This window comes from Buchnera aphidicola (Chaitophorus populicola), assembly GCF_964058995.1.
GTDB lineage: Bacteria > Pseudomonadota > Gammaproteobacteria > Enterobacterales > Enterobacteriaceae > Buchnera_J > Buchnera_J aphidicola_BO.
In genome coordinates, this window is the sequence record NZ_OZ060382.1 from 390,699 (window position 1) to 415,005 (window position 24,307).

Sequence of the window (24,307 nt, forward strand, 5' to 3'; positions counted from 1 at the left end):
AAATATATAAAAATATTTTTAATTATATAAAAAAATATTTATTTATTTGATATTCAATAAGAGAAAAATATGTTTAAAAAAAATCAATTCGGAAACTTAATGCAAAAAGCACAAAAAATGCAAGAAAATATGAAAAAAATTCAAAAAAAAATGAAATCTATTATAGTTAAAGGAGAATCTGGAGCTGGATTAGTTAAAATTACATTAAATGGAGAACATCATTGTAAAACAGTTGAAATTGATCCTTCTTTATTTAAAGAGGATGAAAAAGAAGTTATAGAAGATTTAATTATTGCTGCTTTTAATGACGCATCAAGAAAAATTAAAGAAGAACAAAAAAAGAAAATGACAGAATTATCTGGAATTATTCCCTTTGCAAATAATCTAAACTTTCCAATATAAATTATAACTAATTATGATTGTAAATACATCAAAAATTAATTTTAAACAAGGAAAAATAATGAAAATTATTTTAATTGGTTATCCATGTTCAGGAAAAGGAACTCAAGCAAAATTTATTTCAAATAAATATAAAATTCCTAAAATTTCTACAGGAGATTTACTAAGATCAATTATTTTAAAAAAAACGACTAAAGACACTTTAGAAATTAAAAAAAAAATTGATTCAGGTCAATTAATTCCAGATAATATAATAATATCTATAATTCAAAAAAGAATATCTAAAAAAGATTGTTTAAATGGATATATTTTAGATGGATTTCCTAGAACTATAAACCAAGCAAAAATAATGGAAAAAAATAATTTAAAAATAGATTATGTAATTGAATTACTAATTCCTAAAAAAAGTGTTTTAAAAAGAATGTTAGGTCGACAAATACATGAAAAATCAGGACGTGTATATCATAAAATATACAATCCCCCGAAACAAAAAAATAAAGATGATATTACCGGAGAAAAATTAGTGACAAGAAAAGATGATACAAAACAAATAATTCAAAAAAGATTAAATGAATATGATTTTTTTAAAAAAAAAATTATAAATTACTATAAAAGCAAACATAAATTAAATAAATTAAAATTTATTAAAATAAATGCAAAAAAAAAATTATTTATAATACAAAAAAAGATAATAAAATTTTTAAAAAAATAATTATTTTTTATTTTGCGCTTTACAGGATTCGAACCTGTGACCCACGGCTTAGAAGGCCGTTGCTCTGTCCTACTGAGCTAAAAGCGCTTAAAAAATTTAATGAATATAATTTTTATTTTAATATTATAAATTATTTTTTTCAAAAATACTAGTTTATAAATTTTAAATTTATTTTTTAAATACTTATAAAAGGATTATATGAAAATATTATGATTGCAAAAATAATTAATGGAACTAAAATAGCACTAAAAATTCAAAACAAAATAAAAAAAAAAATACATAAAAGAAAAAAAAATGGTTTATTTCAACCAGGATTAGCAGTAGTATTTGTAGGAAATAACATATCTTCAAAAATTTATGTTAAGAATAAAAAAATTGCTTGTAAAAAAGTTGGCATCATATCTAAAATATGTCGTTTATCTATATCTGTTACAGAAAAAAAAATTATTCATACTATTAAAAATTTTAACTCAGATCCTACAATACATGGAATTTTAATACAATTACCTTTACCAAAAAAATTTGATACACAAAAAATATTAAGAAAAATTTCATATAAAAAAGATGTAGATGGATTTCATCCTTTTAACATAGGATTATTATGTCAAAGAAATCCACGTTTAAGAGCATGTACTCCTTTAGGAATTATGAATCTCTTAAAATCATATCAAATAAAAATAAAAGGATTAAACGCATTAATTATTGGAGCATCTAACATTGTTGGAAGACCTATGATGTTAGAATTATTATTAGCTGGTTGCACGACAACTATCGCGCATAAATTTACTAAAAATTTAAATCAATATGTAAAAAATGCAGATTTAATAGTAATTGCTATTGGTAAACCAAATTTTTTACATGGAAAATGGATTAAAAAAGGAGCAATTATTATAGATGTTGGTATTAATAGATTAAAAAATGGGCAAATAGTTGGAGATGCTGATTTTAATTCAAATTATCTTAGAGCATCATATATTACTCCTGTACCAGGAGGAGTTGGACCAATGACAGTAACAAGTTTACTTCAAAATACTTTATATATCTGTGAAAATTATTATGACAAAAAATTTTAAATTTTAAAATACCATAATGTTTTATTTTTTTTATCTTGTACATGTATTCCTAATTTTAATAATTTTTTTCTTAACAAATCTGCTTTTTTCCATAATCTTAATTTTCTTGCATCGGTTCTTTTTTGAATAATTTTTTTAATTTTGTTATATAATTTTATATCTTTCAAATTATTAAAATTATTTATAGAACTTTGATTCAAATTAAAAAAACCTAGAATTTTTCCTAAAAAACATAATTTAGCAGAAAAAAATATCGCTTGTTCAAATTTTTTCATATCATATAACATAATTATTTTTTTAGATAAATTAGATAAAATAGAAAGAGCTAACGGTGTATTAAAACTATCATTCATAGCATTTCTAAATAAATTAATATAAAATAAAGAAGAATTATTTAAAGAAAAATTAAAATTTTTATGATTAGATAAATCAATACAAAAATACCATTTTTTCAATATTTTATTAATTTCAATTAAATTTTTTATATTATAATAAATTGGATGTTTATATTGTGTAGATAAAAAATAATAACGTATTACATCGGGATTAAATTTATTAATCAAATCTTTAATTAAAAAAGTATTTCCTATAGACTTAGACATTTTTTGATTTTTTAAAATAACCATTCCTGTATGCATCCAATAATTTACAAATTTTTTTTTGTAAAAACATTCAGACTGCGCTCTTTCATTTTCATGATGAGGAAAAATTAAATCATTTCCTCCTCCATGAATATCTAATTTATTTTTAAAATACACATTATTAATTGCTGAACATTCAATATGCCAGCCTGGTCTACCATTGCCCCAAGGTGAATTCCAAAATATTTCATTATTTTTACTTTTTTTCCATAAAACAAAATCATTTTTATAAATATTTTTATTATCTTTAAATATATTTAAGTCATTTTTTTTATTTAGTAATTGACCATATTTTTTATAACTTTTAATAGAAAATAAAATATCTCCATTTTGATCTACATAAGCATGTTTATTGATTAACAATGTATGAATGAAATCAATAATATCTGTTATATGTGAAGTCACACAAGGTTCAAAAGAAGGTTTTAAAATATTTAAAGATTTTAAATCAATATGCATTCTATCAATAATATTTTTTGTAAAAGAAATAAAATTTTTTTTATTTGAATATGTTTTTTGTATAATTTTATCATCTATATCTGTAATGTTTCTAACATATTTTACAGAATATCCTAAATTTATAAAATAACGATTAACTACATCAAAAAACATAAATGTTCTAGCATGTCCAATATGACAATCTTTATATACAGTGACGCCACATATATACATAGAAATTTTTTTTTGACAAATAGATTTGAAAATTTCTTTTTTTCGAGTTAAAGTATTAAAAATTTTTAGCATTAATATTTCTCTATAAAATTAATTTAGAATTTATATAAAAATAAATATCAATCAAATATAATTAATAAAATTATGTATAAAAAATTAAAAAAAATTTTAAAATTTCCTATGTATTTTACTTTTAAAATTATATGTCTAAATAAAAAAAATCTTGAAAAAGAAATTTTTAATATTTTTAAAAAAAAAAAAATAATGATACAAAAAAAAAATATATATTATAGTAAAAAAAAAAAATATATATCTTTTTCTCTTACTATATATGCAGAGAAATTTAAATATATTAAATATATTTATAAAAAAGTTGGAATATTAAAATTCGTAAAAATGGTTTTATAGTAAAAATATTAAAAAAGTATAAATTTAGTAAATTTCTGTTCAGTACTTGTTATAAAAATAACGCACTGAACAGTGTGAAAAAATTTTAATAAATTTTTATAAGATATTCTTATAAACCGGTAACGTTAATTGCAGACGGACCTTTCTCTCCTTCTGTAATTTCGAACTCCACACTTTGTCCTTCTGCTAAAGTTTTAAATCCATCACTTTGAATAGCTGAAAAATGCACAAAAACATCTTTACTTCCATCTTCAGGAGTAATAAATCCAAAACCTTTTGCTTCATTAAACCATTTAACATTACCTTTAATCTTTGACATCTGTTTATTACCTTTACATGAAAATTATATATAATACTTACATTAAATGTTAATTAAAATTTTATTAAAATAAATTTTAAATTTTAATTTAAAACTAAATTAATAGAAATTACAAAATTAACGATGTGAAAAAATAAACTTTAATTTTCAAAATAATTAATATTTGAAAATGAAAGTTTATTTTATACTTGAAATGTTTTAAAAAATTTTAATAGCCTGGAAATTTCCTACTCTCACACAGGGAGACCCTGAACTACCATCGGCGTTATAATGTTTCACTTCTGAGTTCGAAATGGATTCAGGTGGTACCATTACACTATTTTAACCAGGCTATTATTTTTTAATATTGTATACTTTAATATACAAAATTATATATTAAAGTATACATATTTTATATATTTATTTTTAATCGGTAACAAGTATTTTTTTAATTAAATTTTTAAAAACACCTCTGGTGTTGTAAGGTTAAGCCTCTCGGGTCATTAGTACTAGTTAGCTGAACACATTGCTGTGCTTACACATCTAGCCTATCTACGTCGTAGTCTTCAACGTCCCTTCAGTAAACTTACAAGAGTTTCAGGGAAGATTAATCTTGGGGTAAGTTTCGTGTTTAGATGCTTTCAGCACTTATCTTTTCCGCATATAGCTACCGGGCAATGCCATTGGCATGACAACCCGAACACCAGTGATGCGTCCACTTCGGTCCTCTCGTACTAGAAATAGATCCCCTCAATCTTCCAACGCCCACGGCAGATAGGGACCGAACTGTCTCACGACGTTCTAAACCCAGCTCGCGTACCACTTTAAATGGCGAACAGCCATACCCTTGGGACCTGCTTCAGCCCCAGGATGTGATGAGCCGACATCGAGGTGCCAAACACCGCCGTCGATATGAACTCTTGGGCGGTATTAGCCTGTTATCCCCGGAGTACCTTTTATCTGTTGAGCGATGGCCATTCCATTCAGAACCACCGGATCACTAAGACCTGCTTTCGCATCTGATTGCGTTATCACGCTCTCAGTTAAACTGGCTTATGCCTTTGCACTAAACTTACGATTTCCGACCGTAATTAGCCAATCTTTGTACTCCTCCGTTACTCTTTGGGAGGAGACCGCCCCAGTCAAACTACCCACCAGACATTGTCTCTACACCGGTTAACGGTGCTAGGTTAGAAAATTAATATTTAAAGGGTGGTATTTCAAGGTAGACTCCACTAATACTAGCGTATTAGATTCAACGTCTCCCACCTATCCTACACATTAAATATCAAAATTCAATGTCAAGATATAGTAAAGGTTCACGGGGTCTTTCCGTCTTGCCGCGGGTACACTGCATCTTCACAGCAATTTCAATTTCACTGAGTCCCAGATGGAGACAGCCTAGCCATCATTACGCCATTCGTGCAGGTCGGAACTTACCCGACAAGGAATTTCGCTACCTTAGGACCGTTATAGTTACGGCCGCCGTTTACCGGGGCTTCATTTTAGAGCTTTAAGTTTTTACACTTTGACTCCTTTATTTAACCTTCCGGCACCGGGCAGGCGTCACACCGTATACTTCCATTTTCATGTTTGCACAGTGCTGTGTTTTTAATAAACAGTTGCAGCTAGCTGGTATCTTCGACTAACTTCAGCTAAAGGAGTAAATCCTCTTACTTACGAGTTAGCGTGCCTTCTCCCGAAGTTACGGCACCATTTTGCCTAGTTCCTTCATCTGGGTTCTCTCAAGCGCTTTAGTATACTCTACCTAACTACCTGTGTCGGTTTGTGGTACGATTTGAATTTATCTGATGCTTAGAGAATTTTCTTGGAAACATGGTATAAATTACTTAGTTACCGTAATAACTCGTCATAACGCCTTAACTTAAAAAATATTCGGATTTGCCTAAATATTTATGTCTACACGCTTAAACCAAGACAACCGTCGCTTGGATAATTTAACCTTTTTCGTCCTCCCGTCGCAATAAATTCAAGCACAGGAATATTAACCTGTTGTCCATCGACTACGCTTTTCAGCCTCGCCTTAGGGGTCGGCTTACCCTGCCTCGATTAACGTTGGACAGGAAACCTTAGTCTTTCAGCGAGCAGGTTTTTCACCTGCTTTATCGTTACTCATGTCAGCATTCGCACTTCTGATTCCTCCAATATACTTTACAATATATCTTCTACGGTTTACAGAACGCTCCTCTACCCAGTAAAAAAAATACTGCCGCAGCTTCGGTACATAATTTAGCCCCGTTAAATCTTCCGCGCAAGCCGACTTGACCAGTGAGCTATTACGCTTTCTTTAAATGATGGCTGCTTCTAAGCCAACATCCTGGCTGTTTATGCCTTCTCACATCGTTTCCCACTTAATTATGATTTTGGGACCTTAGCTGGCGGTCTGGGTTGTTTCCCTTTCCACAACGAACGTTAGCACCCGCTGTGTGTCTCCCGTGATAACATTCTACGGTATTCGGAGTTTGCATCGGATTGGTAAGTCAGTATGACCCCCTAACCGAAACAGTGGCTCTACCCCCGAAGATGAATTTCACGAGGCGCTACCTAAATAGCTTTCGAGGAGAACCAGCTATCTCCCGGTTTGATTGGCCTTTCACCCCTAGCCATAGGTCATCCGCTGATTTTTCAACATCAGTCGGTTCGGTCCTCCAATTAGTTTTACCTAATTTTCAACCTGCCCGTGGCTAGATCACCGGGTTTCGGGTCTGTACCCTGAAACTAAACGCCCATTTTAGACTCGGTTTCCCTACGGCTCCCCTTATAAATTCGGTTAACCTTGCTACAGAGTACAAGTCGCTGACCCATTATACAAAAGGTACGCAGTCACTCTATAAAATTGAGCTTCTACTGCTTGTACGTATACGGTTTCAGGATCTATTTCACTCCCCTAACAGGGGTTCTTTTCGCCTTTCCCTTACGGTACTAGTTCACTATCGGTCAGTCAGGAGTATTTAGCCTTAGAGGATGGTCCCCCTATCTTCAAACAAGATTTCTCGTGTCTCGTTTTACTTTTCGAGTTTACAATATATTTTTTTCATATACAGGGCTATCACCTTGTTTCGCTAATTTTTCCAAATTATTCTATTAAAAATAAAATTGCAATTTATACTCTGGGCTGCTCCCCTTTCGCTCGCCACTACTAAGGGAATCTCAATTGATTTCTTTTCCTCAAGGTAATTAGATGTTTCAGTTCCCTTGGTTTGCTTTATTTATCTATTTTATTTAATAAATAATATCATATAAAAATATGATAGGTTTCCCTATTCGGAGATCGCCGACTATAACGTTTCTTATCAACTTATCGACGCTTTTCGCAGATTAGTACGTCCTTCATCGCCTCTGACTGCCAAGGCATCCACCATATACGCTTTTTTGCTTAACCTTACAACCCACAGGTGTTTTATAGTAATAATTAAAAATTATACTTGTTCCGAATTTTTAAAGAACTTAAAAAAATAATATTTTAAATAAAGTTTTATTTAAAAAACAATTATATCATAATAATTTAAAATAATAAATATTTTTTTTAAAATTGTCCCCTAGGGGAATTGAACCCCTGTTGCTGCCGTGAAAGGGCAGTGTCCTAGACCGCTAGACGAAGGGGACTAATAAAAAAATATTTTATCTTTAATTAAATCTTTTATAATTTAATTATTATAAATTATTTATATTAAAAATAATTTTTACAACTAATGTAACTATTTTACATATTCAAGAAAAAGAGTCAAGTAATTTATAATAAATTTAAATAAAAAAATAATATAAAACATGTAAAACATATAAACTATTAAAAATAAAAAAAATTAAAAATATTTTAAATTTCAAGAATTTTTAAAATATTTTTTATATTTGGAAAAATATTTGTCCACAAAAAAAATGAATGTGCTGCTTGATTAACCAACATTCCTATTCCACTATATACTCTTTTTGAACCTAATTTTTTACAAAATTTCATAAAAAAAGTGTCTTTATTTCCATAAAACATATCATAACAAACAGTATTTGAAAAAATAATATCTTTCGGTATTGTTAAAGATAAATTGTTATAAATACCAGCTGAAGTAGCATTAATTACTACATGAAATTTATTTTTATTTAATTGATTTGATTTAATACACTTTATATATCCAAAAATTTTGAACTCTTCTGATAAAATTTGAGCTTTTTCAAAAGTTCTATTAGTAATATAAATCTTACATCCAAATTTTAATAAAGGATAAATAATACCTCTTGCTGCTCCACCTGCACCTAAAATTAATATATTATCACTTTTTTTAATTAAACTCTTAGATATTAAATCTGTTAAAAAACCAATTCCATCTGTGTTATCCCCAATAATATCATTTGTATAAATTTTTTTTAATGTATTTACAGAACCAGATATCTTTGCTCGTTTTGTTAAAATATTACAAAAAGAATATATTTTTTCTTTGAAAGGTAAAGTAATATTTGCTCCTTTACCTCCATTTTGAAAAAACTCTGAAATTTCTTTTATAAAAAATTTTTTTGAAGCGCAAATCCGAATATATTTTTCATTTAAATTATATTTTTTAAAAAAAAAATTATGTATATTAGGAGATTTACTATGATTTATTGGATTTCCAAAGACAGCATAATGAGAATTATTATATAAATTAAGCACGTACTATCTCTCCAGTTAATAAATTAATAATTTTAGAAGGTTTTTTTTTATTTCCTAATAGTCCATTTAAAACTGGAAAAAATTTACCGAAAACATGTTTTACTTCTTTGATAGTTTTACACGGTTTTTTTCCAGAAATATTTGCGCTTGTAGAAATAATCGGTTTCTTAAAATAAAAACATAAGTCTTTAATTAACTTATGTTGAGTAATTCTTACAGCAATAAATTTAGAATTTCCTGTTAACCAATGTGGAACGCTAGAATGAGCTGGAACAAGATAAGTAAAAAAATTTTTTTTATTTAATAAAAGATATTTTTTTTTTAAAATTTTACTTTCAATAATATAAGGAATTAATTGACTATAATGACAAGATATTAATATAAATCCTTTATTTATATTTCTATTCTTTATAGAAAGTAATTTTTTTACTGCAATTTTACTATCTGGATTACAACCTAATCCAAAAACTGATTCTGTCGGATATGCTATAACTTCATTTTGATTTAATTTATTTACACAATCTTTTAAAGAAAATAAAAAATTTTTATTCATAACATATTATCTCTTACATAAAAAATTTTTTAAAAATATATTTTTTATTTTACAAAATTCTTTTTATATAATGTTATTATATTGCATATTTAAAATTAAAAAATTCAAAAATGTCTATTCTAAAAATATTAAAATATCCAAATAAAAATCTCAGAAAAATTGCTAAACCTGTTACAAATTTCGATACAAACATTAAAAATATTGTTCAAAAAATGTTTAATACAATGTATCAAAAAAATGGAATTGGTTTAGCTGCAATACAAGTAAATATTCAATTAAGAATTATTGTTATAGATAAAATATATCCTTTAAATAATCCATTAGTTTTAATTAATCCTAAAATTCTAAAAAAAAATGGTAAAGTTACAATAAAAGAAGGATGTTTATCTATTCCAAATTATGAATATATCGTTCATTCTAGATATAAATATATAACTGTTTCTGGATACGATATCTATGGAAAAAATTTTATTTTAAATACAAAATCTTTACTTTCAGTATGTATACAACATGAAATAGATCATTTAAATGGTAAACTGTTTATAGATTATTTATCACCTTTAAAAAAAAATAGAATCAATAAAAAACTAATTAAAAAAATATAATGAAAAAAATTAAAATAATTTTTGCAGGAACTGGTAAATTTTCTTCTGTTCATTTAAATGAATTAATTTTAAAAAAATTTAAAATATCAACTATAATTACAAAAATAGATAAAAAAATTGGTAGAGGAAAAAAAATTAAATTTTCGGAAGTTAAAAAAACAGCTATAAATAATCATCTACCATTTATACAAACAAACTCATTAAATTCAGAAGAATACTATACAATTTTAAAAAAAAAAAAACCTGATATTATGATTATTGTTTCATTCGGATTAATAATACCAGAAAAAATAATTAATATTTTTCCTTTAGGATGTATTAATATTCATACTTCTTTACTACCAAAATTTAGAGGCCCATCACCTATTCAATCCGCTATACTTTTAGGAAAAAAAAAAACTGGAATTACTATTATTCAAATAAATAATAAACTTGATACAGGAGATATTTTATACAAAAAATCAATTAATATAGAAAAAAAAGAGACATATGATACATTAAAAAAAAAATTATCAATATTAGGAAAAAAATCTTTAATAAAATTTTTAAAAAATATTTTTTTAAAAAAATATATTCCTATCAAGCAAATAGAAAATCAAGCTACTTATACAAAAAAAATATATAAAAAAGATGGATTAATTAATTGGAATCAAAACGCTTCTGAAATCGAAAAAAAAATCCGTGCTTTTAACTCATGGCCTGGCACTTTCTTTTTTATAAAAAATATTATGATTAAAATATGGAAAGCAAATATTATTAAATCTATTAAAAAAAACATTCCTGGAAAAATTATTCAAGCAAATAAAAATGGAATATCAATATCTACAAAAAATCATTTAATTAATATTACAGAATTACAGTTTGCAGGAAAAAAAAAAAACAAAGTATATAACATAATTCATTCTTATAAAAAACTATTTGAAATAGGTCAAATTATAATTTAAAAAAATATAATAAAATCATATTATATAATTATAAAAAAACGGCATATCTATGCCGTTTGTTCTGAATATATAAGATAATTTTTTATTTATCTTTTGAAATTTTATTTTGTATACTGTTTCTATTAACTAATAATACATACGCCATAGGAGATTTATCTCCATTTCTATAACCACATTTAATAATTTTAGTATAACCACCAGGTCGATTTATAAAAAAAGGACCTAAATCTGTAAATAACTTATGTAAAATTTTATTATCACGAATTTTAGAAAAAATTAATCTTCGATTTGATAAATTATCAATTTTAGAAACTGTAATAATCGGTTCAACTATTCTTCTTAATTCTTTTGATTTTGCTAAAGTAGTCTTAATTCTTTCATGTAATAATAATGAACATGATAAATTCATTAACATTAATTTTAAATGACTACTAGTACGATTTAATTTACGACCAACTTTTTGATGTCGCATAATTTTATAATCTTCCTTTTTAAATCTATTTTATTCTTCTAAAATACTTTTTGGAGGCCAATTTTCTAATTTTGTTCCAAGAGATAAATTGCGAGAAGCTAATATATCTTTAATTTCTGTTAATGATTTTTTACCTAAATTCGGAGTTTTTAATAAATCTACTTCATTTTTTTGTATTAAATCACCAATATAATGTATAGATTCAGCTTTTAAACAATTTGCAGATCGTACAGTTAATTCTAAATCATCTACAGGCTTTAATAAAATTGAATCAAATTCAGGTTGAACGATTGGAGTTATTGGTTCTCGTATATCCTTTAAATCAATAAAATATTCTAATTGATTTGATAAAATAGTAGCAGCTTTACGAATTGAATCTTCTGGATCAATCGTTCCGTTAGTTTCCAGTTCTATTATTAATCTATCTAAATCTGTTCTTTGTTCAACTCTCGCAGCTTCTACTTGATAAGAAATTCGTTCAATTGGACTATAACATGCATCAATAAATAATTTTCCAATACAGCTTTCATTTGAATTGTTTTTAACACGAGTAGATGCTGGAGAATATCCTCTACCTTTTTCTACTTTAATTTTCATGTTAATGCAAGCAGTATGATTAGTTAAATTACATATAATATGATTTAAATTAACAATTTCTACACTTGAATCACATTGAATATCAGAAGCAGTTACAACACCGATTCCTTGCTTTTGTAAAGTTAAATAAGAAAAATCTCGGTCATAAATTTTTACAGGTAATTCTTTTAAATTTAATAAAATTTCTAATATATCTTCTTTAATTCCTTCTTTCGTACTATATTCATGTAAAACTCCTTCTATTTCTACTTCAGTAACAGCACATCCAGGTAAAGAAGATAAAAGAACTCTACGTAATGCGTTTCCTAAAGTATGTCCAAATCCACGCTCTAAAGGCTCTAAAGTAACTTTAGAATGCTTATAATCAAACTGTTGAATATTTACTAAACGAGGTTTTAAAAAATTTATTAATGAATCTGTCATTATTAAACCTTTTCAAAAAATTATTTCGAATAAAGTTCTACTATTAAATGCTCTTTAATTTCAGAAGATAAATCTATTCTATCCGGTGTTCTAATAAAAATCCCTTTCATTTTAATTAAATCTACTTCAATCCAAGGTGATTTTTCTTTTTGCTCAGAAAGTTCTAAAGCAGCTTTAATTCTTAAATGTTTTTTAAATTTCTCTCGAACTTCAATTACATCATTAGGAGAAACTTGATATGAAGGAATATTTACAATTTTAGAATTCACAGAAATAGATTTATGACTAACTAATTGTCTTGCCTCTGAACGTGTCGTGCTAAAACCCATTCTATATACTACATTATCTAATCTATTTTCTAAGCATCGTAATAAATTTTCACCTGTATTACCTTTAGATTTAGCAGAAATTTTATAATAATTTCTAAATTGTTTTTCTAAAATTCCATATAAACGACGTACTTTTTGTTTTTCTCTTAATTGCTTACCATACTCTGATACTCTTTTTTTTCTAACACAATGTTGACCTGGTAAATGATCCATTTTACATTTGGAGCCAATCGAACGTAATCCAGATTTTAAATATAAATCTGTTTTTTCTCGTCTACATAACTTTAATTTTGGACCTAAATATTTTCCCATAAAAATACTCTTAATCTCTTTTTAAATTGAAAAAGTTAAACTCTTCTTTTCTTAGGTGGTCTACATCCATTATGAGGAATAGGAGTAATATCTGTAATATTAGTAATTCGAAATCCTGCAGCATTTAAAGCTCTTATAGTAGATTCTCTTCCAGGACCAGGACCTTTAACCATTACTTCTAGATTTTTTATACCATAATCTTTAATTTTTTCAGCACATTTTTCTGCAGCTACTTGAGCAGCAAAAGGAGTAGATTTTCTAGAACCACGAAAACCAGAACCACCAGAAGTAGCCCAACCTAAAGCATTTCCTTTTTTATCAGTAATAGTTACAATAGTATTATTAAAAGATGCGTAAATATGTGCAATTCCATCTAAAAATTTTTTTTTAATACGTTTTTTAACACGAATTTTTTTCTTTTGCATAATAATTTTTTATTACCTAAATTATTTTTTTATTAATTTACGAGGCCCTTTTCTAGTACGAGCATTTGTTTTTGTACGCTGTCCTCGTACAGGAAGTTTTCTGCGATGACGCACACCTCTATAACAACCTAAATCTATAAGTCTTTTAATATTTAAAGTTTTTTCTCTTCTTAAATCACCTTCTACAATAAATTTTGAAACTTCAAATCTTAGATCTTCTATTTGATTTTTATTTAACTCAGAAATTTTTATTTTATTATCTATTTTTAAAATATTACAAATAATTTTAGAACGAGATTTTCCAATTCCATAAATTGATGTTAAAGCAATAATAGTACGTTTATGATCAGGAACATTGATTCCTGCTATACGAGCCAATTTTAACTCCTTATAATTAAATAATACAAATTATTTAAAAAATATATTTAAAAAATGTTTGATTTTATCCTTGCCTTTGTTTATGTTTTGGATCATTACTACATATAACCCTTACTACATTTTTTCTACGTATAATTTTACAACTTCGACATAATTTTTTTATAGAAGTGCGAACTTTCATTAAATCTCCTAAAATTAATATCAATAAAATCTATTTTTTTAAATTTAAATTTGCTCTACGAAAAGATGATTTATATTGTCTTGACATCATTAATGTTTGTAACTGAGTTATTAAATCTATAATAACAACAACAACAATTAATAATGAAGTACCTCCAAAATAAAACGGTACATGTGTTAAAAAACGAATTAATTCTGGAATTAAACAAATAAAAACAATATATATTGCATTAATAAAAGTTAATTTAAACATAATTTTTTTAATATAATTAGAAGTATTTTCTCCAGGACGAATTCCTTGAATAAATGCTCCAGATTTCTTTAAATTATCTGATGTTTCTCTAGAATTAAAAGCTAAATTAGTATAAAAAAAACAAAAGAAAATAATAGCAATAGTATATAAAAACATATAAAATAGTTTTCCTGGTTGCAAATTTATATAAATAAAGTTTAACCAATAACAAGTATTATCATTATTTTCTTTAATCCAAGATATAATTGTTGTAGGAAATAATATCATACTAGAAGCAAAAATAGCTGGAATAACACCAGACATATTAATTTTTAATGGTAAATGTGCTATATTTTGCGAAATATGCATACGATTATTCTGTTGTCTATTAGAATAATGAATAATGATCTTTCTTTGACTTCGTTCAATAAAAACAACAAAATAAATAATTAAAAAAATTAAAATCACTGTAAATAATAAAAGTAATATACTTAAATTATTTAATCTTAATGCTTCTAAAGTGTGAAAAACAGCTACTGGTAAATTTGCCATAATTCCTGCAAAAATTATTACAGAAATTCCATTTCCCAAACCATATTCTGTAATTAAATCACCAATCCACATTAAAAATATTGTTCCAGTAACTAAACTTACTATAACTGTTAAATAAAAACATGTATCTAATTTAAAGATTAGATTTCTCATACCTGGCATATTAGGTAAGCTAAAAGCAATACCAATAGCTTGTATAATTGATAAAAAAACTGTTAAATATTTAGTATATTGATTAATTTTTTCACGACCTGATTCACCTTCTTGTTTTAAATCCTTCCATGATGGATAAATAAAAGTTAATAACTGTACAATAATAGAAGATGAAATATATGGCATAATTCCTAAAGAAAAAATTGAAGCTCGACTTAAAGAACCTCCAGAAAACATATTTAACATTTCTATAATTGTACCTTGTTGATTTTTTAATAATTTTGCTAAAGATACTGTATCAACTCCAGGCACTGGAATAAAAGAACCTAAACGAAAAATTATTAATGCAAAAATTAAAAAAAATAATCTACTTTTAATTTCAGATAAATTTATTCCAATATTTTTAAAACTTAATCCCAATTTTTTATCCATGCTATATTATCATTCCTCAATCTTTCCTCCACAAGATTCAATATGTAAACGTGCTCCTTTTGTTACAGATAAACCTTTAATAATCAAAGGAATTGAAATTTTTCCAGATGAAATAATCTTGACATATTTAATATATGGTTTAATTATATTTCTTTTTTTTAAAAAATTTAAATTAATATATTTTGTATCTAAATTTAACAATTCTGATAGTTTTAATTCTGTTTTATATTTTTTTTTCTTTGAATTAAAACCAAATTTAGGTATTCTTCTATATAAAGGAGTTTGACCTCCTTCAAATCCTCTTTTAATTCTACTTCCAGTTCTAGATTTTTGTCCTTTATGACCTCTACCAGACGTTTTACCTAATCCAGATCCAATACCTCTTCCCACACGTTTTTTTTTTTTTTGTTTAAAATTTTTAAAAATAGTATTTAAGTACATTTATATTTACCTATTTTACTTGCAACATATATGAAATTTTTTTAATCATACCTAAAATAGATTTATTTTTTCTTCTTTTTACTATATGATTAATATAGCGTAGACCTAAACCTTTTAAAATCGCTTTATGTTTAGGTAATATTCCAATATTACTTTTAATTTGTTGAATAATGAAAAATTTATCCATAGTATTTTACTCCAAAATATCTCGAATTGATTTATTTCTTTTATTAGCAACATTTTTTGGAGATTTCATCTTACATAATCCATTAATAGTCGCTCTTACTACATTAATAGGATTTGTTGAACCATATATTTTAGTTAAAACATTTTTAATACCAGATACTTCTAATACAGAACGCATTACTCCCCCAGCAATAATTCCTGTTCCTGCAGCAGCAGGTTTCATAAATATTCGTGAACTAGTATAAGTTTCATAAACTACATGTTGTAAAGTATGATTTTTTAATTCAAAACTAATCATATTTCTTCTAGCTTGATCCATTGCTTTTTGAATTGCAAATGGAACTTCTTTAGACTTTCCATACCCAAAACCTACTTTTCCTTTATTATTTCCTACTACAACTAATGCAGTAAATGAAAAAATTCTTCCACCTTTTACAGTTGTAGATACTCGATTTAAAGTAATTAATTTTTCTTGTAAATCTTTATTAATATTTTTTTTTTCAAAATACATCATATAATTTTTTACCTTAAAACTGAAGACCATATTTACGAGCAGAATTTGCTAATGATTCAATTCTTCCATGATATTTAAATCCCGAACGATCAAAAGATACTTTAATAATTCCTTTTTGTAATGCACGTTGTGCAATAATTTTACCAATAATTCCAGCAGAAATTTTATTACCAGTATAATTCAAATTTTTACTAATTTTTTTTTCTAAAGTAGATGCAGTAACTAAAACAGAAAAATGATCAGAAGAAATAATCTGAGCATAAATATGACGAGATGTTCTATGCACTACTAAACGTATTTTATTTAAAGATTTTAATTTTTTACGTATTCTTAAAGCTCTTTTTTTTCTAGATTTATGTATTAAATTTAAAACTTTCATATTACTTTTTCTTCGCCTCTTTTGTTTTTACAAATTCATTAAAATATCGCACACCTTTACCTTTATAAGAATCAGGTTTACGATAATTTCTTAAATTCGCAGAAACTTGACCTACTAACTGTTTATCTATTCCTTGAATAGTAATTTCTGTTGGTGAATTTAATTTAATCTGAATACCTAATGGAATTACATATGTAACATTATGTGAATATCCTAAAGACAATATAAGTTTTTTATTAGTATTATCTTCTATAGAAAATTTATACCCAACTCCAATTAAATTTAACTTTTTACAAAAACCAGATGTTACTCCGATAATCATAGAATTTGTTAACGATCGAGCAGTTCCTGCTTGCATCCATCCCAATGGATCAGATACACAACGTGCTTGAAAACTTAATATATTATTTATATAATTAATACTAACTAATTTATTAAAAGTACGTTTTAAAGTACCTTTTTTCCCTTGAATGATAATATCTTGATTTTCTAAAATAACTTTAATATCATTAGGAACTATAATAGAACGTTTAGCAATTCTAGACATATTATTTCCTTTAAATTAAGAGATATAACAAATAATCTCTCCACCTAAACCTCTTTTTCTAGCTTCTTTATCAGATAATACACCTTTAGATGTAGACATAATTACAATACCTAAACCAGAAATTACTTGTGGAATTTCATTTCTCTTTTTATATATTCTTAATCCAGGTGTACTTACTCTGGTAATATTTTCTATAACTGGTTTACCATTAAAATACTTTAAAAAAATTTCTAAATTTGATTTTTGAGTATTTTTTATATGATAATCTTCTATATAACCTTCTTTTTTTAAAAGAATAGTAATTTCCTTTTTAAATTTAGAACAAGGAACATTTACTGAAATTTTATTTGCAAATTGAGCGTTTTTAATACGTACAAACATATCAGATATAGGATCTTGCATACTCATAATATATTTTCCCTAATATAGTTTTATAAAATTAATACCTTTTACCAACTTGATTTTCTTAAACCAGGAACTTCACCTCTCATAGCTGCTTCTCTTAATTTAATTCGACTAAACCCAAACTTTCTTAAAAATCCATGCGGTCTTCCTGTAATATAACAGCGATTTCTTTGACGAGAAAAACTAGAATCCCTAGGCAATTTTTGCAATTTTAAAACAGCTTTCCAACGTTTGTCTTTAGATAATTTTGTATTAATAATTATAGATTTTAACTGCATTCTTCTTTTATAAAATTTTTTAGATAAATATCTTCTTTTAATTTCTCTTTGTTTCATGCATTGTTTAGCCATAAAATATATACCCTTAAATAAATTATTTTCGAAAAGGAAAGCGAAAACTCGATAATAAATAAAACGCTTCAGGAATAGATTTCGCAGTCGTAACTATTGATATATCTAATCCTCTAATTTTATCAATTTTATCATAATCTATTTCAGGAAAAATAATTTGTTCTTTAATACCAAAATTATAATTTCCATATTTATCAAAAGATTTTTTTGAAAATCCTCTAAAATCTCGAATTCTGGGCATAGCAATATTAATTAACTTATTTAAAAAATGCCATTTTCTTGCACTACGTAAAGTAACTTTACAACCAATAGCATATCCTTGTCTGATTTTAAATCCCGCAATAGATTTTCTAGCTTTTGTTATTACAGGTTTTTGTCCAGAAATTAACGTTAAATCAGAAATTGCATATTCTAATTTTTTTTTATTAGTCAATGCTTCTCCTACTCCCATATTTAATGTAATTTTATCTATTTTTGGAACTTGCATTATAGAAGTATAGTTAAATTTTTTAATAAATTTTGGAATTACTTTTTTTTTATAAAAATTATACATATCAATCATTATTATATTCCAATTTATTTAATAGATAAATTATTAGACTTAAAAAATCGAATTTTTTTACCTTTGTCAAATTTAAATCCTATTTTATCTGGTCTATTAGTATGAGGATTTAATAAAGCAACATTAGAAATATGAATATAAGCTTCTATTTTTTTAATACCCCCTAATTTATTTTCCGCAGGAATAGGTTTAATATGTTTTGTTACTATATTAATTCCTTGAACAATAATTTTTTCTGCAGATAAAATTTTTTTTACTATTCCAATTTTTCCACGATCTTTTCCTGATATAACCATTACTTTATCATGAATACGAATTTTTAATGCCATTTTATTATACCTATAAATTTTATAATACTTCAGGTGCTAAAGAAATAATTTTCATAAATTTGTCTGTACGTAACTCACGAGTCACTGGACCAAAAATACGAGTACCAATCGGTTGTTCATTATTATTTAAAATTACACATGCATTACTATCAAATCTTAATACAGAACCATCTGATCTACGAATTCCTTTTTTAGTTCTAACTATTACTGCTTTTAATACTTCTCCTTTTTTTACTTTTCCGCGAGGAATAGCTTCTTTTATAGCGACTTTTATTACATCTCCAATATTCGCATATCTACGTTTTGATCCACCTAAAACTTTAATACACATGACAGAACGAGCGCCAGAATTATCTGCTATATTTAATATAGTTTGTTCTTGAATCACTGATATTTACCTTTATAAAAATTAAAAATTTATGAAAATTATAAAATTTAATAAAAAATAATATATAAAAATATATTTTATTAAATCTGACTTTTAATAATATTTACTAAAGTCCAAGATTTATTCTTTGAAATTGGACGACATTCTTTAATATATACATAATCACCAATAGAACATTGATTATTTTCATCATGTACATAAAACTTTGTTCTTTTTTTTACAAATTTTTTATATGTATGATGTTTAATAAATCTTTCTACAAGTACTATAATCGATTTTTGCATTTTATTGCTTACTACAATACCCTGTAAAAATTTACTTTTTTCTGACATGTATTTGATCCTTTTCAGAAATTACTTTTTTAATAATCGCAATATTTTTTCTATTTATTTTTAATAAATGAGTTTGTTGTAATTTATTAGCAGAAAACTGTAATTTTAAATTAAACTTTTCTTTTAGTAAATTTAATAGTTCTTGATGTAAAAAATCTAAATTTTTTGTACGTAATATACTAATTTTCATAAATCTTCCATTTTATAAACAAATATAGTTTTTACAGGTAATTTATCTGAAGCTAATTTAAATGCTTGACGAGCTTCTTTTTCAGAAATTCCAGTAATTTCATATAAAATTTTTCCTGGTTGAATTAATGCAACCCAATATTCAACATTTCCTTTCCCTTTCCCCATTCTTACTTCTAAAGGTTTCTGTGTAATAGGCTTATCTGGAAAAATACGTATCCATAATTTTCCTAATCTTTTTACATATCTAGCAATACTTCTTCTAGCAGATTCAATTTGACGCGATGTTAAACGACCTCTAGTAATCGCCTTCAAACCAAAAGTTCCAAAAACAACTTTATCATTTACAATTGTACCTCTGTTACGCCCTTTATGCATTTTTCTAAATTTAGTACGCTTAGGTTGAAGCATTATAAAAAATTCTCCTTACTAACGTTTTTTTTTGCTGTTTTTAGTAAAATTTATGTTAGAATGATTTTTATTTTCAATATTGGGCATTCCTCCTAAAATTTCTCCTTTGAAAATCCATACCTTTACTCCTACTACTCCATAAATAGTATGTGCAGGTATAGAACTATAATCAATGTCTGCACGTAAAGTATGTAATGGAACACGTCCTTCTCTTTGCCATTCTGTTCTAGCAATTTCTGAACCACCGAGTCTTCCACTAATTTCTACTTTAATACCTTTTGCACCATGCCGCATAGAATTCTGAATTGCTCGTTTCATAGCTCTACGATAAATTACTCGTTTTTCTAATTGAGAAGCAATATTATCAGCTACTAATTTTGCATCTAATTCTGGATTTCTAATTTCTGAAATATTTATTTGTGCTGGAACATTAGAAATTTTAGAAATAATTTTTTTTAAATTTTCTATATCTTCTCCTTTTTTTCCAATAACAATTCCTGGTCTAGAAGTATATATAATTACTTTTATAGCTTTAGAATGTCTTTCTATAACAATTTTTGAAATAGATGCTCTAAGTAATTTTTTCATTAAAAATTGACGAACTTCAAAATCATTACTTAAATATTCAGGAAAATTTTTACTATTAGAAAACCACACAGAATTCCATTGCTTAATAATTCCTAATCTCATTCCATGTGGATGTACTTTTTGTCCCATTATTATATTTCTCCAAATTAAAAGTCTGATAACACAATTTTAATATGACTAGTACGTTTTAATATTTGATCAGCTTTTCCTTTTGCACGAGGTATCATACGTTTTATAGTCGGACCTTCATCTATCAAAATTTCACAAATTCTTAATAAATCAATATCTAATCCTTTATTATGCTCCGCATTAGAAATAGCTGATTCTAATACTTTTTTGATTAATAAAGCAGCTTTTTTTTTAGAAAAATTTAATATATTTATAGCTTTATCTATTTTTTTACCACGAACTTCATCTGCAATTAATCTTAACTTTTGAGCTGAAGAACGAGCTTTTTTATATTTAGCACAAACTTTCACAAATAATTTTCCTTTTATATCAAAAAAAAAAAAAAAAAAAATAAAAAAAAAGAATTAACGTTGTTTAATTTTTTTATCAGCTGAATGTCCTCTATATGTTCTAGTTAAAGAAAATTCACCTAATTTATGACCAACCATTTCTTCTGTAATAAAAATAGGAATATGTTGTTTCCCATTATGTACAGCAATAGTTAATCCAACCATATTTGGAAAAATAGTAGATCTTCTAGACCATGTTTTAATAGGTTTTCGATCTTTTTTAGATATAGCTAAATCTATTTTTTTTAATAAACTTACATCAATAAATGGCCCTTTTTTTAAAGAACGTGGCATAAAATATATCCTATATGTATAAATTATTTTTTTCGAGAACGAATAATAAATTTTGTAGTTCTTTTATTTTTTCTTGTTTTTTTACCTTTAGTTTGTACACCCCAAGGAGTCACTGGATGTTTTCCAAAGTTTCGACCTTCACCTCCTCCATGTGGATGATCAATAGGATTCATAGCAGTACCTCGAACAGTAGGTCTAATTCCTCTCCAACGAGAAGCACCTGCTTTTCCTAAAACTTGTAACATATGTTCAGAATTACCTACTTCACCAATAGTAGCACGACAATTTGAAAATATTCTTCTCATTTCTCCAGAACGCATACGCACGCTCACATATTTATTTTCTTTAGAAATAATTTGTACATAACTTCCTGCAGAACGAGCTAATTGACCACCTTTGCCAGGTTTTAATTCAACGTTATGAATAAAAGAACCTATAGGAATTTTATTTAATGGTAAAGTATTTCCTATTTTAATGCTAACATGAGATCCAGAACATATTTTAGACCCAATTCTAATACCTTTAGGCGCTAAAATATAACTATATGTTCCATCTCTATATAAAATTAAAGCAATATTAGAAGAACGATTCGGATCATATTCTAAACGAATTACAGAAGCAAAAATATTATCTTTTCTTCTTTTAAAATCTATCATACGATATGATCTTTTATGTCTTCCTCCAATATGTCTAGTAGTAATTCTTCCTTGATTATTCCTTCCACCAGTTTTATTATTTTTTTTTAATAAATTTGCAAATGGCTTACCTTTATATAAATTATGATCTACTACTTTAATTACGTGACGACGTCCAGGAGAAGTTGGTTTGCATTTAATAATTGCCATAAATTTATTCTCTAATTTATTGTGAACTATTTAAAAAATCTAAATTCTGATCAGATTGTAAAAAAACATATGCTTTTTTCCAATTTTTTTTAAAAAAAATATTTTTACCTTTATTTTTTTTTTTTCCTTTAACATTTAAAAGATTGACTTTTTTTACTTTTAATTGAAACATATTTTGTACAGACATTTTAATTTCTTTTTTTGTTGCATGTTTATTTACTTTAAGTACTAAAACATTATTTATTTTAGATTGATTAGATTTTTCTGAAATATGTATAGATTGAATAGTCTGAAACAAAAAATTTTGTTTTAACATGAAAGTATTTCCTCTAATCTTTTTAATGCTTTTAATGTTATTAATATTTTTTTATAATTTAATAAAATTAAAGGATTAATCGAATTAACACTTATAGCAGTAATTTTATATAAATTCCTAGAAGCAAGAAATATATTCTTATCTATTACTTTTTTTATAATCATTACATTTTTTGTACAAATTGTACTTAATTTCTTTAATAAAACTTTAGTACGAGGAAATTTAATTGTAAATTTTTTAAGAACAATAATACAATTTTCTCTAATTAATTTAGATAAAATACATTTTAATGCACCACGATACATTTTTTTATTAATCTTTTGAAAATAATCTTTAGGCTTAGCAGCAAAAGTCACACCTCCAGAACGCCAAATCGGACTTCTTAAAGATCCCGCACGAGATCTTCCTGTACCTTTTTGGCGCCACGGTTTCTTTCCAGATCCGGAAACTTCTGCCTTACTTTTTTGAGATTTTGTACCTTGTCTTTGAGTACAATAATATGATTTTAACACTTGATTTACTAATATTTCATTAAAATCACAGTTAAATATTTTAGACGATATTTTTATTACTTCTTTTGTATCTTTTAAAATCAATTCCATTCTTTCATTCCTTTTATATTTTTTATAGCAGGTTTAATAATTAAATCTCCACCTAACATACCAGGAACTGAACCTTTTATTAAAAGATAATTTTGAATTTTATTTATCTCAATAACAGATAAGCTTTGAATAGTAATTTGTTTATTTCCTAAATGACCTGACATTTTTTTACCTTTAAATACACGTCCTGGAGTTTGATTTTGTCCAATTGATCCAGGTGCTCGATGCGATAAAGAATTTCCATGTGAAGCATCTTGAGAAGAAAAATTCCAACGTTTAATGGTTCCAGAAAAACCTTTTCCTTTAGAAATTCCTGTAATATCAACTTTCTTAATATCTTTAAAAAAATCTACATAAAAATTTTGCCCTACAAAAAATTTACTTTTTTTAAACACTTTAAATTCCCATAATCCACGACCAGGTTTAACATTATTTTTCTTAAAATGACCTAACTGTGGTTTATTTAATGCTTTAGTTTTTTTTTCTCCAGTAGTTAATTGTATGGTAAAGAATTTTTTAAAATGTTGATTTTTAATTTGTGTAATTCTATTTTCAACTATTTCAATTACAGTTATAGGAATTGAACTACCTTCTGGATTAAAAATTCTTGTCATACCAACTTTTTTACCGACTAGTCCAAACACAATTTTTTATTAAC

Annotated in this window: 37 protein-coding genes, 2 tRNA genes and 2 rRNA genes; 6 read left to right on the forward strand and 35 right to left on the reverse strand. The window is 25.9% G+C overall.

The genetic code is table 11. The features are described from left to right. The first annotated feature begins 69 nt into the window (after window positions 1-69). Both AB4W57_RS01765 and adk read left to right on the forward strand, forming a co-directional pair. Window positions 70-402, forward strand: coding sequence for a YbaB/EbfC family nucleoid-associated protein (locus tag AB4W57_RS01765; RefSeq protein WP_367677438.1), 333 nt, complete (start codon window positions 70-72; stop codon window positions 400-402). A 58-nt stretch (window positions 403-460) separates the two neighbouring features. Then, window positions 461-1,111, forward strand: coding sequence for an adenylate kinase (gene adk / locus AB4W57_RS01770; protein WP_367677439.1), 651 nt, complete (start codon window positions 461-463; stop codon window positions 1,109-1,111). A gap of 13 nt (window positions 1,112-1,124) precedes the next feature. On the opposite strand, the gene AB4W57_RS01775 is transcribed toward adk, so the two are convergent. Further along, a tRNA-Arg gene (locus AB4W57_RS01775) sits at window positions 1,125-1,198 on the reverse strand. A 122-nt stretch (window positions 1,199-1,320) separates the two neighbouring features. Here AB4W57_RS01775 and folD point away from each other — a divergent pair. Continuing rightward, entirely contained in the window at window positions 1,321-2,184 is an 864-nt protein-coding gene (gene folD, locus AB4W57_RS01780) for a bifunctional methylenetetrahydrofolate dehydrogenase/methenyltetrahydrofolate cyclohydrolase FolD (protein WP_367677440.1), read from the forward strand. Here the strand turns inward: folD and cysS are convergent. Further along, window positions 2,181-3,569, reverse strand: coding sequence for a cysteine--tRNA ligase (gene cysS, locus AB4W57_RS01785; protein WP_367677441.1), 1,389 nt, complete (start codon window positions 3,567-3,569; stop codon window positions 2,181-2,183). The genes folD and cysS overlap by 4 nt on opposite strands. A 72-nt stretch (window positions 3,570-3,641) precedes the next feature. On the opposite strand from cysS, the gene AB4W57_RS01790 reads away from it, so the two are divergent. Next, window positions 3,642-3,905 carry a DUF493 family protein gene (locus AB4W57_RS01790; protein WP_367677442.1) on the forward strand — a complete coding sequence of 88 codons (264 nt, stop codon included), beginning with the start codon at window positions 3,642-3,644 and terminating at the stop codon, window positions 3,903-3,905. Window positions 3,906-4,014: 109 nt separating this feature from the next. On the opposite strand, the gene cspE is transcribed toward AB4W57_RS01790, so the two are convergent. From cspE to AB4W57_RS01820, 6 genes are all read right to left on the reverse strand, one after another. Beyond that, window positions 4,015-4,224: a transcription antiterminator/RNA stability regulator CspE gene (gene cspE, locus AB4W57_RS01795; RefSeq protein WP_265226478.1), complete on the reverse strand. Its 210-nt coding sequence runs from the start codon at window positions 4,222-4,224 to the stop codon at window positions 4,015-4,017. Window positions 4,225-4,438: 214 nt separating this feature from the next. Further along, window positions 4,439-4,554 (reverse strand): 5S ribosomal RNA (gene rrf / locus AB4W57_RS01800). A 131-nt stretch (window positions 4,555-4,685) separates the two neighbouring features. Continuing rightward, a 23S ribosomal RNA gene (locus tag AB4W57_RS01805) occupies window positions 4,686-7,606 on the reverse strand. Between the two features lie 151 nt (window positions 7,607-7,757). Further along, window positions 7,758-7,830: transfer RNA gene (locus AB4W57_RS01810), tRNA-Glu, on the reverse strand. A gap of 208 nt (window positions 7,831-8,038) precedes the next feature. Then, window positions 8,039-8,866, reverse strand: coding sequence for a shikimate dehydrogenase (gene aroE, locus AB4W57_RS01815; protein WP_367677443.1), 828 nt, complete (start codon window positions 8,864-8,866; stop codon window positions 8,039-8,041). After that, entirely contained in the window at window positions 8,859-9,419 is a 561-nt protein-coding gene (locus AB4W57_RS01820; protein WP_367677444.1) for a Sua5/YciO/YrdC/YwlC family protein, read from the reverse strand. Before AB4W57_RS01820 ends, aroE begins: the two co-directional genes overlap by 8 nt. Window positions 9,420-9,529: 110 nt before the next feature. Between AB4W57_RS01820 and def the strand changes: the two genes are divergently transcribed. Together def and fmt are read left to right on the forward strand one after the other, a co-directional pair. After that, window positions 9,530-10,024, forward strand: coding sequence for a peptide deformylase (gene def, locus AB4W57_RS01825; protein WP_367677445.1), 495 nt, complete (start codon window positions 9,530-9,532; stop codon window positions 10,022-10,024). Further along, on the forward strand, window positions 10,024-10,968 hold the full coding sequence (fmt, locus tag AB4W57_RS01830) for a methionyl-tRNA formyltransferase (protein WP_367677446.1): 945 nt from the start codon (window positions 10,024-10,026) through the stop codon (window positions 10,966-10,968). Before def ends, fmt begins: the two co-directional genes overlap by 1 nt. Window positions 10,969-11,050: 82 nt before the next feature. On the opposite strand, the gene rplQ is transcribed toward fmt, so the two are convergent. From rplQ to rplC, 27 genes are all read right to left on the reverse strand, one after another. Next, entirely contained in the window at window positions 11,051-11,440 is a 390-nt protein-coding gene (gene rplQ, locus AB4W57_RS01835) for a 50S ribosomal protein L17 (protein WP_367677447.1), read from the reverse strand. 30 nt (window positions 11,441-11,470) lie between these two features. Continuing rightward, window positions 11,471-12,460 (reverse strand): DNA-directed RNA polymerase subunit alpha, encoded by a 990-nt coding sequence (gene rpoA / locus AB4W57_RS01840; RefSeq protein WP_367677448.1) that lies wholly within the window; start codon window positions 12,458-12,460, stop codon window positions 11,471-11,473. Window positions 12,461-12,480: 20 nt separating this feature from the next. Beyond that, window positions 12,481-13,101, reverse strand: coding sequence for a 30S ribosomal protein S4 (rpsD, locus tag AB4W57_RS01845; RefSeq protein ID WP_367677449.1), 621 nt, complete (start codon window positions 13,099-13,101; stop codon window positions 12,481-12,483). A gap of 35 nt (window positions 13,102-13,136) precedes the next feature. Further along, entirely contained in the window at window positions 13,137-13,526 is a 390-nt protein-coding gene (gene rpsK, locus AB4W57_RS01850) for a 30S ribosomal protein S11 (RefSeq protein WP_367677450.1), read from the reverse strand. A gap of 21 nt (window positions 13,527-13,547) precedes the next feature. After that, window positions 13,548-13,904, reverse strand: coding sequence for a 30S ribosomal protein S13 (rpsM, locus tag AB4W57_RS01855; RefSeq protein ID WP_367677451.1), 357 nt, complete (start codon window positions 13,902-13,904; stop codon window positions 13,548-13,550). 64 nt (window positions 13,905-13,968) lie between these two features. Beyond that, on the reverse strand, window positions 13,969-14,085 hold the full coding sequence (gene rpmJ / locus AB4W57_RS01860) for a 50S ribosomal protein L36 (RefSeq protein ID WP_367677452.1): 117 nt from the start codon (window positions 14,083-14,085) through the stop codon (window positions 13,969-13,971). 30 nt (window positions 14,086-14,115) lie between these two features. Continuing rightward, window positions 14,116-15,453, reverse strand: a complete 1,338-nt coding sequence (gene secY / locus AB4W57_RS01865) for a preprotein translocase subunit SecY (RefSeq protein ID WP_367677453.1) — start codon at window positions 15,451-15,453, stop codon at window positions 14,116-14,118. 9 nt (window positions 15,454-15,462) lie between these two features. After that, window positions 15,463-15,894, reverse strand: coding sequence for a 50S ribosomal protein L15 (gene rplO / locus AB4W57_RS01870; RefSeq protein ID WP_367677454.1), 432 nt, complete (start codon window positions 15,892-15,894; stop codon window positions 15,463-15,465). A 10-nt stretch (window positions 15,895-15,904) separates the two neighbouring features. Further along, complete coding sequence (rpmD, locus tag AB4W57_RS01875) at window positions 15,905-16,081, reverse strand: 50S ribosomal protein L30 (protein ID WP_367677455.1); 177 nt, start codon at window positions 16,079-16,081, stop codon at window positions 15,905-15,907. A gap of 6 nt (window positions 16,082-16,087) precedes the next feature. Further along, window positions 16,088-16,594 carry a 30S ribosomal protein S5 gene (rpsE, locus tag AB4W57_RS01880; protein WP_367677456.1) on the reverse strand — a complete coding sequence of 169 codons (507 nt, stop codon included), beginning with the start codon at window positions 16,592-16,594 and terminating at the stop codon, window positions 16,088-16,090. Window positions 16,595-16,607: 13 nt separating this feature from the next. Continuing rightward, complete coding sequence (gene rplR / locus AB4W57_RS01885) at window positions 16,608-16,973, reverse strand: 50S ribosomal protein L18 (RefSeq protein WP_367677457.1); 366 nt, start codon at window positions 16,971-16,973, stop codon at window positions 16,608-16,610. Window position 16,974: 1 nt separating this feature from the next. Continuing rightward, complete coding sequence (gene rplF, locus AB4W57_RS01890; protein WP_367677458.1) at window positions 16,975-17,520, reverse strand: 50S ribosomal protein L6; 546 nt, start codon at window positions 17,518-17,520, stop codon at window positions 16,975-16,977. Window positions 17,521-17,535: 15 nt separating this feature from the next. Continuing rightward, window positions 17,536-17,928 carry a 30S ribosomal protein S8 gene (gene rpsH / locus AB4W57_RS01895; protein ID WP_367677459.1) on the reverse strand — a complete coding sequence of 131 codons (393 nt, stop codon included), beginning with the start codon at window positions 17,926-17,928 and terminating at the stop codon, window positions 17,536-17,538. A gap of 41 nt (window positions 17,929-17,969) precedes the next feature. Beyond that, window positions 17,970-18,275, reverse strand: a complete 306-nt coding sequence (rpsN, locus tag AB4W57_RS01900) for a 30S ribosomal protein S14 (protein ID WP_367677460.1) — start codon at window positions 18,273-18,275, stop codon at window positions 17,970-17,972. Between the two features lie 22 nt (window positions 18,276-18,297). Next, the gene (gene rplE / locus AB4W57_RS01905) at window positions 18,298-18,837 is read right to left on the reverse strand and encodes a 50S ribosomal protein L5 (protein ID WP_367677461.1); all 540 of its coding nucleotides are present in this window, start codon (window positions 18,835-18,837) and stop codon (window positions 18,298-18,300) included. 14 nt (window positions 18,838-18,851) lie between these two features. Then, window positions 18,852-19,166, reverse strand: coding sequence for a 50S ribosomal protein L24 (rplX, locus tag AB4W57_RS01910; protein ID WP_367677462.1), 315 nt, complete (start codon window positions 19,164-19,166; stop codon window positions 18,852-18,854). Between the two features lie 19 nt (window positions 19,167-19,185). Next, window positions 19,186-19,554, reverse strand: a complete 369-nt coding sequence (gene rplN, locus AB4W57_RS01915; RefSeq protein ID WP_367677463.1) for a 50S ribosomal protein L14 — start codon at window positions 19,552-19,554, stop codon at window positions 19,186-19,188. A gap of 80 nt (window positions 19,555-19,634) precedes the next feature. Beyond that, a complete protein-coding gene (gene rpsQ, locus AB4W57_RS01920; protein WP_367677464.1) occupies window positions 19,635-19,886 on the reverse strand; it encodes a 30S ribosomal protein S17 in 252 nt (83 codons plus the stop codon). Further along, window positions 19,870-20,076, reverse strand: coding sequence for a 50S ribosomal protein L29 (gene rpmC, locus AB4W57_RS01925; RefSeq protein ID WP_367677465.1), 207 nt, complete (start codon window positions 20,074-20,076; stop codon window positions 19,870-19,872). The genes rpsQ and rpmC overlap by 17 nt, the downstream gene beginning before the upstream one ends. Next, on the reverse strand, window positions 20,073-20,486 hold the full coding sequence (rplP, locus tag AB4W57_RS01930; protein ID WP_367677466.1) for a 50S ribosomal protein L16: 414 nt from the start codon (window positions 20,484-20,486) through the stop codon (window positions 20,073-20,075). Before rplP ends, rpmC begins: the two co-directional genes overlap by 4 nt. An 18-nt stretch (window positions 20,487-20,504) precedes the next feature. After that, on the reverse strand, window positions 20,505-21,203 hold the full coding sequence (gene rpsC / locus AB4W57_RS01935; RefSeq protein WP_367677467.1) for a 30S ribosomal protein S3: 699 nt from the start codon (window positions 21,201-21,203) through the stop codon (window positions 20,505-20,507). A 17-nt stretch (window positions 21,204-21,220) separates the two neighbouring features. Continuing rightward, a complete protein-coding gene (rplV, locus tag AB4W57_RS01940) occupies window positions 21,221-21,553 on the reverse strand; it encodes a 50S ribosomal protein L22 (RefSeq protein WP_367677468.1) in 333 nt (110 codons plus the stop codon). A gap of 54 nt (window positions 21,554-21,607) precedes the next feature. Beyond that, window positions 21,608-21,886: a 30S ribosomal protein S19 gene (rpsS, locus tag AB4W57_RS01945; protein ID WP_367677469.1), complete on the reverse strand. Its 279-nt coding sequence runs from the start codon at window positions 21,884-21,886 to the stop codon at window positions 21,608-21,610. A gap of 23 nt (window positions 21,887-21,909) precedes the next feature. After that, window positions 21,910-22,731, reverse strand: coding sequence for a 50S ribosomal protein L2 (rplB, locus tag AB4W57_RS01950; protein ID WP_367677470.1), 822 nt, complete (start codon window positions 22,729-22,731; stop codon window positions 21,910-21,912). A gap of 16 nt (window positions 22,732-22,747) precedes the next feature. Beyond that, entirely contained in the window at window positions 22,748-23,047 is a 300-nt protein-coding gene (rplW, locus tag AB4W57_RS01955; RefSeq protein WP_367677471.1) for a 50S ribosomal protein L23, read from the reverse strand. Further along, on the reverse strand, window positions 23,041-23,649 hold the full coding sequence (gene rplD / locus AB4W57_RS01960; RefSeq protein WP_367677472.1) for a 50S ribosomal protein L4: 609 nt from the start codon (window positions 23,647-23,649) through the stop codon (window positions 23,041-23,043). The genes rplW and rplD overlap by 7 nt, the downstream gene beginning before the upstream one ends. Further along, window positions 23,640-24,293 (reverse strand): 50S ribosomal protein L3, encoded by a 654-nt coding sequence (rplC, locus tag AB4W57_RS01965; protein ID WP_367677473.1) that lies wholly within the window; start codon window positions 24,291-24,293, stop codon window positions 23,640-23,642. The genes rplD and rplC overlap by 10 nt, the downstream gene beginning before the upstream one ends. Window positions 24,294-24,307 lie beyond the last annotated feature (14 nt).